The sequence below is a fragment of the Comamonas sp. GW821-FHT11H03 genome (assembly GCF_058807955.1).
Genome location: NZ_JBXARF010000003.1, coordinates 288,912 through 302,940 on the forward strand (window position 1 = coordinate 288,912; position 14,029 = coordinate 302,940).

General features: G+C 60.5%; 9 protein-coding genes. 5 read left to right on the plus strand and 4 right to left on the minus strand.

Annotated elements, in window-relative coordinates; translation table 11 throughout:
• Nucleotides 1–86 precede the first annotated feature (86 nt).
• From AC1RTQ_RS09665 to aceE, 3 genes are all read right to left on the minus strand, one after another.
• Entirely contained in the window at nt 87–962 is an 876-nt protein-coding gene (locus AC1RTQ_RS09665; protein ID WP_492875268.1) for a hypothetical protein, read from the minus strand.
• 115 nt (nt 963–1,077) lie between these two features.
• On the minus strand, nt 1,078–2,760 hold the full coding sequence (gene aceF / locus AC1RTQ_RS09670) for a dihydrolipoyllysine-residue acetyltransferase (protein ID WP_492875270.1): 1,683 nt from the start codon (nt 2,758–2,760) through the stop codon (nt 1,078–1,080).
• Between the two features lie 18 nt (nt 2,761–2,778).
• Nucleotides 2,779–5,493, minus strand: a complete 2,715-nt coding sequence (aceE, locus tag AC1RTQ_RS09675; RefSeq protein ID WP_053282126.1) for a pyruvate dehydrogenase (acetyl-transferring), homodimeric type — start codon at nt 5,491–5,493, stop codon at nt 2,779–2,781.
• 309 nt (nt 5,494–5,802) lie between these two features.
• Here aceE and AC1RTQ_RS09680 point away from each other — a divergent pair, with 309 nt between their 5' ends.
• The 5 genes from AC1RTQ_RS09680 to AC1RTQ_RS09700 all read left to right on the plus strand — a co-directional run bounded on the left by AC1RTQ_RS09680 (nt 5,803) and on the right by AC1RTQ_RS09700 (nt 13,195).
• A complete protein-coding gene (locus AC1RTQ_RS09680) occupies nt 5,803–8,370 on the plus strand; it encodes a PAS domain-containing sensor histidine kinase (protein ID WP_492875273.1) in 2,568 nt (855 codons plus the stop codon).
• A complete protein-coding gene (locus tag AC1RTQ_RS09685; protein ID WP_003055354.1) occupies nt 8,367–9,020 on the plus strand; it encodes a response regulator transcription factor in 654 nt (217 codons plus the stop codon). Before AC1RTQ_RS09680 ends, AC1RTQ_RS09685 begins: the two co-directional genes overlap by 4 nt.
• A gap of 148 nt (nt 9,021–9,168) precedes the next feature.
• A complete protein-coding gene (gene folD / locus AC1RTQ_RS09690) occupies nt 9,169–10,023 on the plus strand; it encodes a bifunctional methylenetetrahydrofolate dehydrogenase/methenyltetrahydrofolate cyclohydrolase FolD (protein WP_492875276.1) in 855 nt (284 codons plus the stop codon).
• Between the two features lie 199 nt (nt 10,024–10,222).
• Nucleotides 10,223–12,274 (plus strand): M3 family metallopeptidase, encoded by a 2,052-nt coding sequence (locus AC1RTQ_RS09695; RefSeq protein ID WP_492875278.1) that lies wholly within the window; start codon nt 10,223–10,225, stop codon nt 12,272–12,274.
• A 222-nt stretch (nt 12,275–12,496) separates the two neighbouring features.
• Nucleotides 12,497–13,195 carry a glutaredoxin family protein gene (locus AC1RTQ_RS09700; protein ID WP_492875280.1) on the plus strand — a complete coding sequence of 233 codons (699 nt, stop codon included), beginning with the start codon at nt 12,497–12,499 and terminating at the stop codon, nt 13,193–13,195.
• A 118-nt stretch (nt 13,196–13,313) separates the two neighbouring features.
• Here AC1RTQ_RS09700 and rpiA read toward each other — a convergent pair whose 3' ends face one another.
• Nucleotides 13,314–14,012, minus strand: a complete 699-nt coding sequence (gene rpiA / locus AC1RTQ_RS09705) for a ribose-5-phosphate isomerase RpiA (protein WP_492875282.1) — start codon at nt 14,010–14,012, stop codon at nt 13,314–13,316.
• Nucleotides 14,013–14,029: the final 17 nt, after the last annotated feature.

The window sequence follows — 14,029 nt, forward strand, 5'->3', positions numbered from 1 at the left end:
CTATCTTGGTTTTTGTCTCTGTGCCGCCCGATTCGCTCGGGCAGCTGAAAACGATATTTCCGGGTTGAAGCCTGGCGGCTGACGCCTTAGCTCCAGTCAAAAGTCAGCAATACGGTACGGCTTTCGGGCTCGTAGAACAGCAGGGTTTCGGTGCCGGTTGCGGCAAAGGCATCGGCATTGGCACTGCAGATGAACTCGAAGTGCGCGCCAGTTTCTGGGTGGATGGGGTGAATGCCATCGTCCGCGCCGGTGTCGCTCAGCAGCTCATTCGTCAGATTGCTCCAGTTGCCGCCCCAGGAGGGGCCGCCCAGCACGCCGAGCAGATAGCGCCCGGAGCTGGTTTCGTAGCAATCGGTGCCTGGCTCATACAACGGCAGCTTGGCAACTTCAGCGGAGTCGTCCCACTCGTTCGCAGCATTCCAGCCATGGGCCAGGAAGTCCCGCCTGGCCTGCTCATATGCCGCGTGCTGGGCTGCGTAATGCAGTTCCATCACATCGCGCCATGAGTACTTGGCCTCGTGGTTCAGTTCAAACGGCGGTACACCCCCAAGTTTGACCAGTTCACGATGCTGGGTGCGCACCTCGCGCCAGTCGAGCGATTTTTCCGACCAGTCGGCACGATCCTGCTCCAGCATAAAGTAGCGCCAGTCGCCCAGCAGCTCGTACCTGCCTTGTTCGTTGAGCTTGAAAGCCAGCCAGTCAGGCTTGAGCAGCGCGTTGCCAAACTCCTCGCCTCCCCACTCCCCGACTTGCCCTTCGTAGGGCTCGCAAGGGGCGACGAGATGAATCGGCCCGCTCCAGGCATCGTCGAGCAGCGCCAGGTCGATGCTGACTAGCGGCAGAAAATGCCGCGCGTACTTCTCGACCGGCTCGGCGAAGACGTCAGCCGCATCCGGAAAAGGCCGGATACCGGGAATGACGCCACGCAGGTGCTCGATGGGATGCTGTCTCAGGTTCTTCATCTCACTCATGGGCTGGCAAGGTGAAGCGCAAGGCATCTAAAAAGATAGCTGCTTGCGCAATTCAGATAAGCGCTACAGGCCGATTTCGCTAAAAATCGGCCTGCCTGTCAGCTGCTTAGAGCAGGATGCGGCGGTAGTCAGCCAGCACAGCGCCCAGATAGGCGTTGAAACGTGCAGCGGCTGCGCCGTCGATGACGCGGTGGTCGTACGACAGCGACAGAGGCAGCATCAGACGAGGCACGAACTGCTTGCCGTCCCACACGGGCTTCATGGCGCCCTTGGACAGACCCAGGATGGCGACTTCAGGCGCATTGATGATGGGCGTGAAGTTGGTGCCGCCGATGCCGCCCAGAGACGAGATCGAGAAGCAACCGCCTTGCATGTCCGCAGCGCCCAGCTTGCCGTCGCGGGCCTTCTTGGCCAGCTCCCCCATTTCCTGGCTGATCTGCAAAATGCCCTTCTTGTCGGCGTCCTTGAGCACGGGAACGACCAGGCCGTTCGGCGTGTCGGCGGCAAAACCGATGTTGAAGTACTGCTTGTAGACCAGGGTGTCGCCGTCCAGAGAGGCATTGAACTCAGGGAACTTCTTGAGCGCAGCCACCACGGCCTTGATGACGAAAGCAAGCATTGTCACCTTGACATCACTCTTGGCCTTGGCGCTTTCGGCATTGGTCGAAACGCGGAAGGCTTCAAGCTCGGTGATGTCGGCCTCGTCATTGTTAGTGACGTGGGGAATGACCACCCAGTTGCGGTGCAGGTTGGCGCCAGAGATCTTCTTGATGCGCGACAGGTCCTTGCGCTCGACAGCGCCGAACTTGGCGAAGTCGACCTTGGGCCAGGCCAGCACTTCCAGACCACCGACGTTGCCGCCGGAGGACTTAGGAGCCACAGCCTGCTGAGCCAGGGTCTGCACGGCACCGGCCATCACCGACTTGGTAAAGGCTTGAATGTCGTCAGCCGTGATACGGCCCTTGTTGCCCGAACCCTTGACTTCCGCCAGAGGCACGCCCAGTTCGCGAGCGAACTTGCGCACCGAAGGCGATGCGTGGGGGAGTTGACCCGAAGGAGCCACCGTGGGGTTGTGCGCAGGCGCAGCCACAGGTGCAGCGGCAGCCACGGGAGCAGCGGCCACAGGGGCGGCGGCTACAGCAGCTTGTACAGGCGCAGCCACGGGGGCGGCAGCTTGCACAGGAGCGGCAGCGGGCGCAGCGCCCTGCACCGTGATCTGACCGACCACGTCACCGATGTTGACGGTGTCGCCGAGCTTGATGCTCAGCGCGGTGATGGTGCCGGCTGAGGGCGATGGAATTTCCATCGAAGCCTTGTCGGACTCGACAGTGAACAGTGATTGCTCAACGGCCACGGTGTCGCCCACCTTGACCAGCATTTCAATCACGGCCACGTCCTTGAAGTCACCGATATCGGGGATCTTCAGGTCCACGGTGGAGGAAGCAACAGGCGCTGCGGCAACCGGTGCAGCTGCCACAGGAGCGGCGGCCATAGGCGCAGGTGCTGCAGCCACGGGGGCTGGAGCGGCCGCTGCAGGTGCGGGTGCCGCATCAGCGGTTTCCAGCACCACGATCACGGAGCCTTCCTTGACCTTGTCACCCAGAGCGACCTTGATCTCTTTGACCACGCCAGCGTGGCTGGAAGGGATCTCCATGGAAGCCTTATCGGATTCCACGGTCAGCAGGGACTGCTCGACCTTGATGGTGTCACCCACCTGGACCAGCACTTCGATCACGCCAACTTCGGAGAAGTCGCCGATGTCGGGGACTTTGATGTCTGTCAATGCCATGTTCGATATCTCCCGTTCTTAGGCGTACAGCGGGTTGATCTTGTCGGTGTTGATACCGTACTTCTTGATCGCTTCGGCCACAGTGGTCGCGTTGATCTTGCCTTCATCAGCCAGACCGCGCAGTGCAGCCACGACGATGTAGTGACGGTTGACTTCGAAGTGTTCGCGCAGCTTGGAGCGGAAGTCCGAACGACCGAAGCCGTCGGTACCCAGCACCTTGTAGGTACGGCCCTTGGGCATGAAAGGACGGATCTGCTCGGCGTAGGCCTTCATGTAGTCGGTCGATGCGACCACGGGACCTGCATGACCAGCCAGCTGTTGCGTCACGAAAGGAACCTTAGCGGTTTCCAGGGGGTGCAGCATGTTGAAGCGCTCCACGTTCTGGCCTTCGCGGGTCAGTTCGTTGAACGATGGGCAGCTCCAGACGTCGGCAGCAACGCCCCAGTCCTGCTCCAGCAGCTCTTGCGCCGCAAACGATTCGCGCAGGATGGTGCCGGAGCCCAGCAGTTGCACGCGCAGACCGCTCTCGGGAACCTTCTGACCCGGCTTGACCATGTACATGCCTTTGAGAATCTGCTCTTCCGTGCCTGCTTCCAGGCCAGGCATGGGATAGTTCTCGTTCAGCAGGGTGATGTAGTAGAAGATGTTTTCCTGGTTCTGCACCATGCGGCGCAGGCCATCTTGCATGATGACTGCCACTTCGTGAGCGAAGGTGGGGTCATAGGACACGCAGTTGGGGATGGTGTTGGCCAGGATGTGGCTGTGACCGTCTTCGTGCTGCAGACCTTCGCCGTTGAGCGTGGTGCGGCCCGATGTACCGCCCAGCAGGAAGCCGCGCGCTTGCAGGTCGCCAGCCGCCCAGGCCAGATCGCCGATGCGCTGGAAGCCGAACATCGAGTAGTACACATAGAACGGGATCATGACCCGGTTGCTATGGCTGTAGCTGGTGGCTGCAGCGATCCAGCTGGACATGCCGCCGGCTTCGTTGATGCCTTCCTGCAGGATCTGACCGGCCTTGTCTTCGCGGTAGTACATCACCTGGTCCTTGTCGACCGGAGTGTATTGCTGACCAGCAGGGTTGTAGATACCGATCTGACGGAACAGGCCTTCCATACCGAAGGTACGGGCTTCGTCCACCAGGATTGGCACCACACGGGGGCCGATGTTCTTGTCGCGCAGCAGCTGCGTCAGGAAACGCACATAAGCCTGGGTCGTGGAGATTTCACGGCCTTCGGGTGTGGGCTCCAGAATCGCCTTAAAGGTGTCCAGCGAAGGAGCTGTGAACTTCTCGTCGGCTTCCTGACGGCGGTGTGGCAGGTAGCCACCCAGAGCCTTGCGGCGCTCGTGCAGGTACTTCATTTCCGGCGTATCGTCGGCCGGCTTGTAGAAGGGGATATCAGCAATCTGGCTGTCGGGGATCGGGATATTGAAACGGTCGCGGAAGGCCTTGATGTCCTCGTCGCTCAGCTTCTTGGTCTGGTGAACGTTGTTCTTGCCTTCACCGATCTTGCCCATGCCAAAGCCCTTGACGGTCTTGACCAGCAGCACGGTAGGCTGACCTTGGGCAGTGTTGGCAGCGTTGAAAGCAGCGTAGACCTTCTGCGAATCGTGACCACCGCGGCGCAGATTCCAGATCTCGTCGTCGCTCATGTGCTCGACCAGCTTCAGAGCGCGGGGGTCGCGGCCGAAGAAATGCTTGCGCACGTAGGCACCATCGTTGGCCTTCATGGCCTGATAGTCGCCGTCGTTGCACTCCATCATGATCTTCTTGAGCACGCCGTCCTTGTCCTTGGCGAGCAGCTCGTCCCAGCCTTTGCCCCAGATCAGCTTGATGACATTCCAGCCGGAACCGCGGAACTCGCCTTCCAGTTCTTGGATGATCTTGCCGTTGCCGCGCACCGGACCGTCCAGGCGCTGCAGATTGCAGTTGATCACGAAGACCAGGTTGTCCAGCTTTTCACGAGCGGCCAGACCGATCGCACCCAGCGATTCCACTTCGTCCATTTCGCCGTCGCCGCAGAACACCCAGACCTTGCGGTTTTCGGTGTTGGCAATGCCGCGTGCGTGCAGATACTTCAGGAAGCGAGCCTGGTAGATAGCCATCAGTGGGCCCAGGCCCATGGACACCGTGGGGAACTGCCAGAAGTCGGGCATCAGTTTGGGGTGGGGGTAGCTCGACAGACCCTTACCGTCCACTTCCTGGCGGAAATTCAGCAGCTGCTCTTCGGAGATACGGCCTTCCAGGTAGGCGCGGGCGTAGATGCCGGGCGACACGTGACCCTGGATGTACAGGCAGTCACCACCGTGGTTTTCGTTCTCGGCGTGCCAGAAATGGTTGAAGCCGGCCGCAAACATATTGGCCAGCGATGCGAAGGAGCCGATGTGACCACCCAGGTCGCCACCGTCAGCGGGGTGCAGGCGGTTGGCCTTGACCACCATCGCCATGGCGTTCCAGCGCATATAGGCGCGCAGACGGCCTTCGATTTCGAGGTTGCCAGGGCACTTGGCTTCCTGGTCAGCTTCGATGGTGTTCACGTAGCCGGTATTGGCCGAGAAAGGCATGTCCACGCTGTTCTGGCGAGCGTGTTCAAGCAGATCCTCGATCAGCTTGTGAGCATAGTCCGCACCTTCGCGGTCGATCACCGCAGAGAGGGCATCCATCCACTCGCGCGATTCTTGTTGGTCCAGGCCGGCAGGCAAGCCAGCGCCTTTGGGATCAGTCTGAGCTGTCATTGTGAGTGTCTCCTTCGAGAGGGGGTAGCTTTATCACGAAGCAGTGAGTGCGGCATCACACGGGTGCGGCAAGCGCCACACCGCATAACGCGTGGCACAGCACCTTCGGGTGCTCCCCGGATTAAACCGATTCACTGTGTCGATCGCTGGCGAGTTTCGCACATTTTTTTTGAATTTCAAATTGTGCTTTGTGATTTCACTATATAAAAAAATGCTGCAAATGCACATACAGTGAAGCCTCTATAGATTGTCTTTTACGCGACAGAAATAGTCGCAGATTCCACTAGGTCTCTCCCCTACACTGGAGGCATGCAAACAAGCAATCACGAACGAGAAAAAGAGGACGTAAAAAGCGCGCAATCCGTTGCATCCCCTGTGCGCTGGTGGCGTAGCTGGTGGCGCAGCCTGTCGCCGACCCGGCAGGATCGCTATGCCGCGCTCGCGCCGCTGGCATCGGTGCTGATGTTCATGGCTGCAATCATTGCGTCATTCTGGTATTTGCGCACGGAAGAAGTGGATCGCGAGCAGGAGGCACTGCGCCGCGATGTGGAATACGCCCAGCAGCGCGTGCGCCTGCGCCTGTTGGAGCGCCAGGAGCAACTGATGCGCATGGCCCGGGACATCGGCAACCGCGAGATGCGCAAAGCCGACTTTGACGGCCGCACCGAGGCGTTGATCAGCCAGTACCCCGAGCTGCAATCCATCACCTGGATCAACGACAAGCGTCAGGTTGTGTACAGCCAGTCCGCCCCCACTGTGGCCACGGATCAGCTGCGTGCCGTTGGCGAAGGCCTGCATCAGGGCGAAACCCTCCAAGCCTATGAACAGGCCCGCGAGATGCTGCAGCCCATCTATGTGCAGGAAAAAGCCCAGCCCAATGAGTTGCCGCCACTGCTGCAACTGCATGTGCCCATCAGCGCCAACAGCCGCTACCAGGGCGAGCTGCTGGCCGAGTTTTCGGTCGACAGTCTGCTGCGCTATGGCACGCCCACGGAAGTGATGGCCCGTTACGCCATCACCATGCGCGATGCCGACAACCATGTGCTGGCCGGCACTCCGCTGGCACCGCGCAAGACGCCTACCGAGCTGCTGCACTGGCGTGCCATTGCTAATGAATACGAAGTGCCCGTCTCCCCCGTGGGCACGGCGCTGATGATGCGAGCCCAGGCCTATCAGACCTCGCTGGGCGTTGTCGGCAGCGGCCTGTTCTGGCTGGTGGGCACGTTGTCGGCCATGACGGCATGGCTGCTGCTGGCCACCTGGCGCCACACGCGCCGCCGTCAGCGTGCCCAGGAGGCCCTGGTGGCCGAGACCAACTTCCGCCGCGCCATGGAAAACTCAGTGTTGACCGGCATGCGAGCACTGGATCTGCACGGCCGCATCACCTATGTGAACGCGGCCTTCTGCCAGATGACGGGCTGGAGCGAGAAGGATCTGGTCGGCCAGGTTCCGCCCTATTCCTACTGGCCCGATAACGACTACGACAATCTGCATTCCCAGCTGCGCGAGGAGCTGTCGGGCAAGACCATAGTCGGCGGCTTTCAGGTACGTGTGAAGCGCAAGAACGGCAGCCTGTTTGACGCGCGCCTGTATGTATCGCCGCTGATTGATGCCCATGGCCAGCATACGGGGTGGATGTCGTCCATGACGGACATTACCGAACCCAACCGGATTCGCGAACAGCTTTCCGCCTCGTACGAGCGCTTCACCATTGTGCTGGAAGCGCTGGATGCCTCAGTTTCCGTGGCTCCTCTGGGCAGTGCAGAGCTGCTGTTTGCCAACAAACTGTACCGCCAGTGGTTTGGCTCGCACACCGAAGGGCATCTGCAGCTGGTCGCCCAGGCCGGCAAGCTGCCGATTCGCCACCAGCCCGAAGCCGAGAACGAGGACGGCCTCATGGGCTTGCCCACGGACACACTGACTGCCGCACGCAGCGAGAACGCCGAGATCTTCGTGCCCAGCCTAGGCAAATGGCTGGAAGTCCGCTCACGCTATCTGAGCTGGGTGGACGGCCGCCTGGCCCAGATGGTGATTGCCACCGACATCACGCAGCGCCGCCTGGCCGAGGAGCAGGCGGCAGCACAGGCAGAGAAAGCCCAGTCCGCCAGCCGCCTCATCACCATGGGTGAGATGGCATCCAGCGTGGCCCACGAACTCAACCAGCCCTTGACCGCCATCAGCAATTACAGCTCGGGCATGCTGACACGCCTGGAAAACGGCACGCTCACGCCGGAACAGATGAAATTTGCACTAGAAAAGACGGCACATCAGGCCCAGCGTGCCGGACAGATCATTCAGCGCATCCGCTCCTTCGTAAAAAAGAGCGAGCCCAATCGCACCCTGGCCCAGGTAGGCGAGATGGTGAATGAGGCGCTGGAGCTGGCCGGTATCGAGTTGCGCCGCCGCAATGTGCAGTTGACCTCGCATATTGCCGAACGCATGCCGCCGGTAATGGCCGATGCCATCCTCATCGAGCAGGTTCTCATCAATTTGATGAAAAACAGTGCTGAGTCGATTGATATGTCCGACCGCCCGCTGGGTCAACGCAATGTGGAACTGCGCGTGCGCCCCCAGATCTTTGAAAGCCTGCCGGGTGTGGAGTTCACCGTGGAAGACACGGGCAAGGGCCTGCCGCCGGAAGTGTTGGAACACTTGTTCGAAGCTTTCTTCTCGACCAAGAGCGAAGGCATGGGCATAGGCCTGAACCTTTGCCGCTCGATTGTCGAATCACATCAGGGTCGAATGCATGCCGAGAACCTCTACAATGGAAGCGAAGTCATTGGTTGCCGGTTCTCATTCTGGCTGCCGTTGGCAACGGGTGTGGAGACGACAACACTCACCACGACAAGCGAACCCATAAAGAGGACGATTGCATGAGTTTGATTCCCAAAAAAGGCACTGTTTACGTAGTTGACGACGACGAAGCAGTCCGTGATTCGCTGCAATGGCTGCTGGAAGGCAAAGACTACCGCGTGCGTTGCTTTGACTCAGCCGAGACCTTTTTGTCGCGCTACGACCCGCGTGAAGTTGCCTGCCTGATCGTCGACATCCGCATGGGCGGCATGACCGGCCTGGAACTGCAGGACCGACTGATCGAGCGCAAGTCTCCTCTGCCCATCGTCTTCATCACCGGTCACGGCGATGTGCCCATGGCTGTGAACACCATGAAGAAAGGCGCACTGGACTTCATCCAGAAGCCTTTCAACGAAGAAGAGCTGCTGGGTCTGGTCGAGCGCATGCTGGATCATGCTCGCGAAGCCTTTACCGGCCACCAGCAGGCCGCCAGCCGCGATGCGCTACTGGCCAAGCTCACGGGCCGCGAAGCCCAGGTGCTCGAACGCATCGTCGCCGGCCGCCTGAACAAGCAGATCGCCGACGATCTGGGCATCTCCATCAAGACCGTGGAAGCACACCGCGCAAACATCATGGAAAAGCTCAACGCAAACACCGTGGCCGACCTGCTCAAGATCGCACTGGGCCAGGGCCAGACCAGCGCTGCGGCCAAGGCGGCGGCTGCCGTCAATTAAGTGCTCCCCGCGAAATTGGAAGCCATTCCAATCGCGAGATAATCCAGGGAGCACTGGCCAGGCCTCGCGCTTTAGCCAACTCCTATTCTGATAGCTGCTAGTGCTTGTACTTCAAGGGCTAGCAGCATTTTTTATTGGTACTCCAGCAATGACAGCCCAACTCATCGACGGCAAAGCCCTCTCCGAACAACTGCGCAAGGAAGTCGCCACGCGCGCGGCAGCGCTCAAGGTCAAGGGCATCACGCCCGGCCTGGCCGTGATTCTGGTGGGCGACAACCAGGCTTCCCAGGTCTATGTGCGCAACAAGGTCAAGGCCTGCGAAGACGTGGGCTTCCACTCGGTGCTGGAAAAGTACGACGCCTCCATGACCGAAGCCGAACTGCTGGCACGTGTCGAAGCGCTGAACAACGACCCCAGCATTCACGGCATTCTGGTGCAACTGCCCCTGCCCAAGCACATTGACGACCACAAGGTCATCGAAACCATTTCCCCCGCCAAGGATGTGGATGGCTTCCACGTAGCCAGCGCCGGCGCACTGATGGTCGGCGAAGTCGGCTTCAAGGCCTGCACGCCCTATGGCTGCATGAAGATGCTGGAATCCATCGGCATGAAGGATCTGCGCGGCAAGCACGCCGTGGTCATCGGCCGCTCCAACATCGTGGGCAAGCCCATGGCCATGATGCTGCTGGCCGCCAACGCCACGGTCACCGTCACCCATAGCGGCACTGCCGATCTGGCCGCCATGACGCGCCAGGCCGACATCATCGTCGCGGCCGTGGGCAAGGTGGATGTGCTGACCGCCGACATGGTCAAGCCCGGTGCCGTGGTCATAGACGTGGGCATGAACCGCAACGCCGAAGGCAAGCTGTGCGGCGATGTCGACTTCAACGGAGTCAAGGAAGTGGCCGGCTACATCACCCCTGTGCCCGGTGGTGTCGGCCCCATGACGATTACCATGCTGCTGGTCAACACCATGGAATCGGCAGAGCGCGCAGCTGGCTAACTCCCTCCGAGCCGCTCTGCGACTCCTCCCTCTCTGGCGCTGAGCGACCGAGAGGGACGACAGCTTTGCTGCGCGGTGGCACTTGCACACTACCCTGGCGCAAGTACGCTTCTGACCACAGGCTGACGCTATGAAGGCGATAGCAATAAATACCCTGAGAGCGCTTGATTTTCCCGACCTTGCCGGCACTTAATACAGCATGAGCAATCCACTTCTCGAATCCTCCTCCCTGCCCTTGTTTGACCGCATTCAGCCTGCGGATGTGGCACCCGCCATCGACACTTTGCTGGCCCGTGCCAGCGAGGCGCTGGAGACCGTGGTTGCACCGGACTTCCCCGCACAGTGGGAAGCCATCTCTGCCGTGCTGGATGTGGCGACCGAAAAGCTTGGCACTGCCTGGTCGGCCATCAACCACCTCAACAGCGTGGCCGACACCCCCGAGTTGCGCGCGGCCTATAACGACGCCCTGCCAAAAGTCACCGAGTTCTGGACCAATCTGGGTGCCGATGAGCGCCTGTACGCCAAGTACAAGGCCATTGACCCGGGCAGCCTCAACAAGGAGCAGCGCGCCGCCTGGGACCATGCCATGCGTGGCTTTGTGCTCTCGGGCGCCGAACTGCAGGGCGCTGCCAAGGAACGCTTTGCACAGATTCAAGCGCGCTCGGCCGAGCTGGCCCAGAAATTCAGCGAAAACGCACTGGACGCCACCGATGCCTTTGCCTACTACGCCAAGATTGACGAGCTGGGCGGTGTTCCGGTCGATGTGATCGCCGCGGCCAAGGCCGCCGCCGAAGCCGATGGCAAGGAAGGCTACAAGCTGACGCTGAAGATGCCCAGCTATCTGCCGGTAATGCAGTTTGCCAAGAGCAGCGCACTGCGCGAGAAGATCTATCAGGCTTATGTGACCCGGGCTTCCGAGCAGGCCGAGGGTGACGGCAAACGCTTTGACAACACCGCGGTGATGAAGGAAATCCTCGCCCTGCGCCTGGAAGAGTCGCAACTGCTGGGCTACAAGAACTTCGGCGAGGTATCGGTCGTACCCAAGATGGCCGATTCGCCCCAGCAGGTCACAGACTTTCTGCGTGATCTGGCGCAACGTGCCCGCCCCTATGCCGAAAAAGATGCGGCCGATCTGCGTGCCTTTGCCAAGGTTGAGCTCGGCATTGCCGACCCGCAGCCCTGGGACTGGGCCTTCATCGGCGAAAAGCTCAAGGAAGCCCGCTATTCCTTCAGCGAGCAGGAGCTCAAGCAGTACTTTCCGGCCCCCAAGGTGCTGGCCGGCCTATTCAAGATTGTCGAAACCCTGTTCGAAGTCTCCATCCGCCGCGATGAAGCTCCGGTCTGGAACCCCTGCGTGGAGTTCTACCGGATCGAGCGCTCCACCGCACAAGGCCCTCAGCTGGTCGGCCAGTTCTATCTGGACCCTCAGGCGCGCAAGGGCAAGCGCGGCGGCGCCTGGATGGACGATGTGCGCGCACGCTGGCTGCGCCCCGACACCCATCAGTTGCAAACACCTGTGGCCCATCTGGTCTGCAATTTCGCGTCCGGCGTGGACGGCAAGCCCGCACTGCTCACACACGATGACGTGATCACCCTGTTCCACGAAACCGGCCACGGACTGCACCACATGCTCACGCAGGTCAACGAGCGCGATGTCTCGGGCATTGCCGGCGTGGAATGGGATGCGGTCGAACTGCCCAGCCAGTTCATGGAAAACTTTTGCTGGGAATGGGATGTGCTCAAGCACATGACCGCCCATGTGGACACGGGCGAGGCCCTGCCCCGCACGCTGTACGACAAGATGATTGCCGCCAAGAACTTCCAGTCCGGCATGCAGACCCTGCGCCAGATCGAGTTCGCGCTGTTCGACATGTTGCTGCACACCGAGCACAACCCAGCAGACGACTTCATGGCGCTGCTGAACCAGGTGCGCGCCGAGGTGTCCGTGTTGCAATCGCCGGCCTACAACCGCATGGCCCACACCTTCAGCCATATCTTTGCCGGTGGCTATGCCGCTGGCTACTACAGCTACAAATGGGCCGAGGTCCTGAGCGCGGACGCTTATGCGGCTTTTGAAGAAACCGTGCTTGCTGACGGCTCACCCAACCCAGAAACCGGCCGCAAGTACCGCGAGTCGATTCTGGAAGCCGGCGGCAGCCGCCCTGCCATGGAGTCCTTCAAGGCCTTCCGTGGCCGCGAGCCGCAGATTGACGCGCTGCTGCGCCATCAAGGAATGAGTCAGGCGGCCTGAGTCTTCTGCTGCCGCTTCCCCAAAAGCGCCCTTCATGGGCGCTTTTTCATGCCGGCGACTGCGAGCAGAAGGCCTAGACTGACACTGACTGACTTGTGCACCGGGACCAGATCAAGACAGACCGCAGCCTGGCTGCAGACAGTCCTTCATGCAGGCTATGCTCTGCCCATTGGCGTTCGCGCCCTCAGACCTCTTCATAGCACTACATTGATCAAGATTGAGATGCCACGATCTTTTATTGCCCGGCCTTCGGCCGAGAAACCGACGTCAAGCAACGCCCTGCTGCTGATGACGCTTGCAGCCACCTTTGCCGCATTGGCGAGCGGAGTCAGCTCGGCTCAGAATCTCTACCGCAGCGTGGGTCCCGACGGACGGGTCACCTATTCCGACCGGGCCATCAGCCCCAACGCCAAGCCCAGCGCCGAAGCCGTGAGCAACGCCGATAGCCCGGCGTCTTCGGCCAACGCACAGCTGCCTTACGACTTGCGCCAGACTGCCAACCGCTACCCCGTCATGATTTATACGGGTAAGGACTGTGGTCCCTGCGACGAGGCTCGGTCTCATCTGCAAAGTCGCGGCATCCCGTTCAACGAGCGCACCATAGATACCAGCAGCGATGTTGCAGCGCTCAGAAAGCTCAGCGGACAGGACAGCCTGCCCTTTGCCACTATAGGCAACCAACACCTCAAGGGCTTTGGCGCCGACAGCTGGGATCAGTACCTGAGCGCTGCCGGCTACCCCAGGCAGCCCCAGCTGCCGAAGAACTACAAAGCCCCCGCTGCCAAGCCCTTGACCGTGCCGGCACCAGCCGCTACCGATGCAGCCAAGCCTGCAGAGCGTCCCGCTGCACGCATCACGGCTCCCGCAGCCCCTGCCCCGGGCGCACCCAGACCCGACAACCCCGCGGGCTTGCGCTTCTAGGATTCAGGAATTTTCAATGAAATCAGGCTCTAACGCTTACGCATCAATCGTTAGCAGCTATCAATTTCACAAAGAATCACCTGCACAAGCAGGTGGCTTTCTGGTAGCAGATTGCTGATTAGTATTCCAGCGTCTGCACGCCTTGCGCGGTTCCCAGCAGGCACACTGCAGCCTTCTGATGGGCAAACACGCCGACGGTCACCACGCCGGGCCACTGGTTGACTTCGGACTCAAAGGCCAGTGGCTCGGCGATCTTCAGACCGCGGACATCCAGAATATGCTGGCCGTTGTCGGTCACCAGCGGTGCACCATCCTTCATGCGAATCTGCGCCGTCACTTCAGCGCCCATGGCTTCGAAGCGACGCACGATCTGGGCTGCCGCCATGGGGATGACTTCCACGGGCAGCGGAAAATTGCCCAGCACTTGCACGCGCTTGGATTCATCGGCAATGCAGACAAAACGCTGAGCCAGCGCCGCCACGATCTTCTCGCGCGTCAGCGCAGCACCGCCGCCCTTGACCATATAGCCCTTGCCGTCGATCTCGTCGGCACCGTCGATATAGACAGCCAGGCTGGTGACTTCATTGGCATCGAATACCTTGATGCCCAGGGCCTTCAGGCGCTCGGTACTGGCCACGGAGCTGGAGACGGCGCCAGGAATCTGATCCTTGACGGAGGCCAGTGCATCAATGAACTTGTTGACCGTGGAGCCTGTGCCCACGCCCACAATTTCACCGGCGACCACATATTTCAGGGCAGCTTGTCCGACCAAAGTTTTCAGTTCATCTTGAGAAAGAGGTGCAGCAGATGTCGTCATGAGGGAAAATCCAGATA

Coding starts and splice junctions, on each gene's coding strand:
- folD (WP_492875276.1), top strand. CDS start 9,169: ATGACAGCCCAACTCATCGACGGCAAAGCCCTCTCCGAACAACTGCGC.
- rpiA (WP_492875282.1), bottom strand. CDS start 14,012: ATGACGACATCTGCTGCACCTCTTTCTCAAGATGAACTGAAAACTTTG.
- AC1RTQ_RS09695 (WP_492875278.1), top strand. CDS start 10,223: ATGAGCAATCCACTTCTCGAATCCTCCTCCCTGCCCTTGTTTGACCGC.
- aceF (WP_492875270.1), bottom strand. CDS start 2,760: ATGGCATTGACAGACATCAAAGTCCCCGACATCGGCGACTTCTCCGAA.
- AC1RTQ_RS09665 (WP_492875268.1), bottom strand. CDS start 962: ATGAAGAACCTGAGACAGCATCCCATCGAGCACCTGCGTGGCGTCATT.
- AC1RTQ_RS09680 (WP_492875273.1), top strand. CDS start 5,803: ATGCAAACAAGCAATCACGAACGAGAAAAAGAGGACGTAAAAAGCGCG.
- aceE (WP_053282126.1), bottom strand. CDS start 5,493: ATGACAGCTCAGACTGATCCCAAAGGCGCTGGCTTGCCTGCCGGCCTG.
- AC1RTQ_RS09700 (WP_492875280.1), top strand. CDS start 12,497: ATGCCACGATCTTTTATTGCCCGGCCTTCGGCCGAGAAACCGACGTCA.
- AC1RTQ_RS09685 (WP_003055354.1), top strand. CDS start 8,367: ATGAGTTTGATTCCCAAAAAAGGCACTGTTTACGTAGTTGACGACGAC.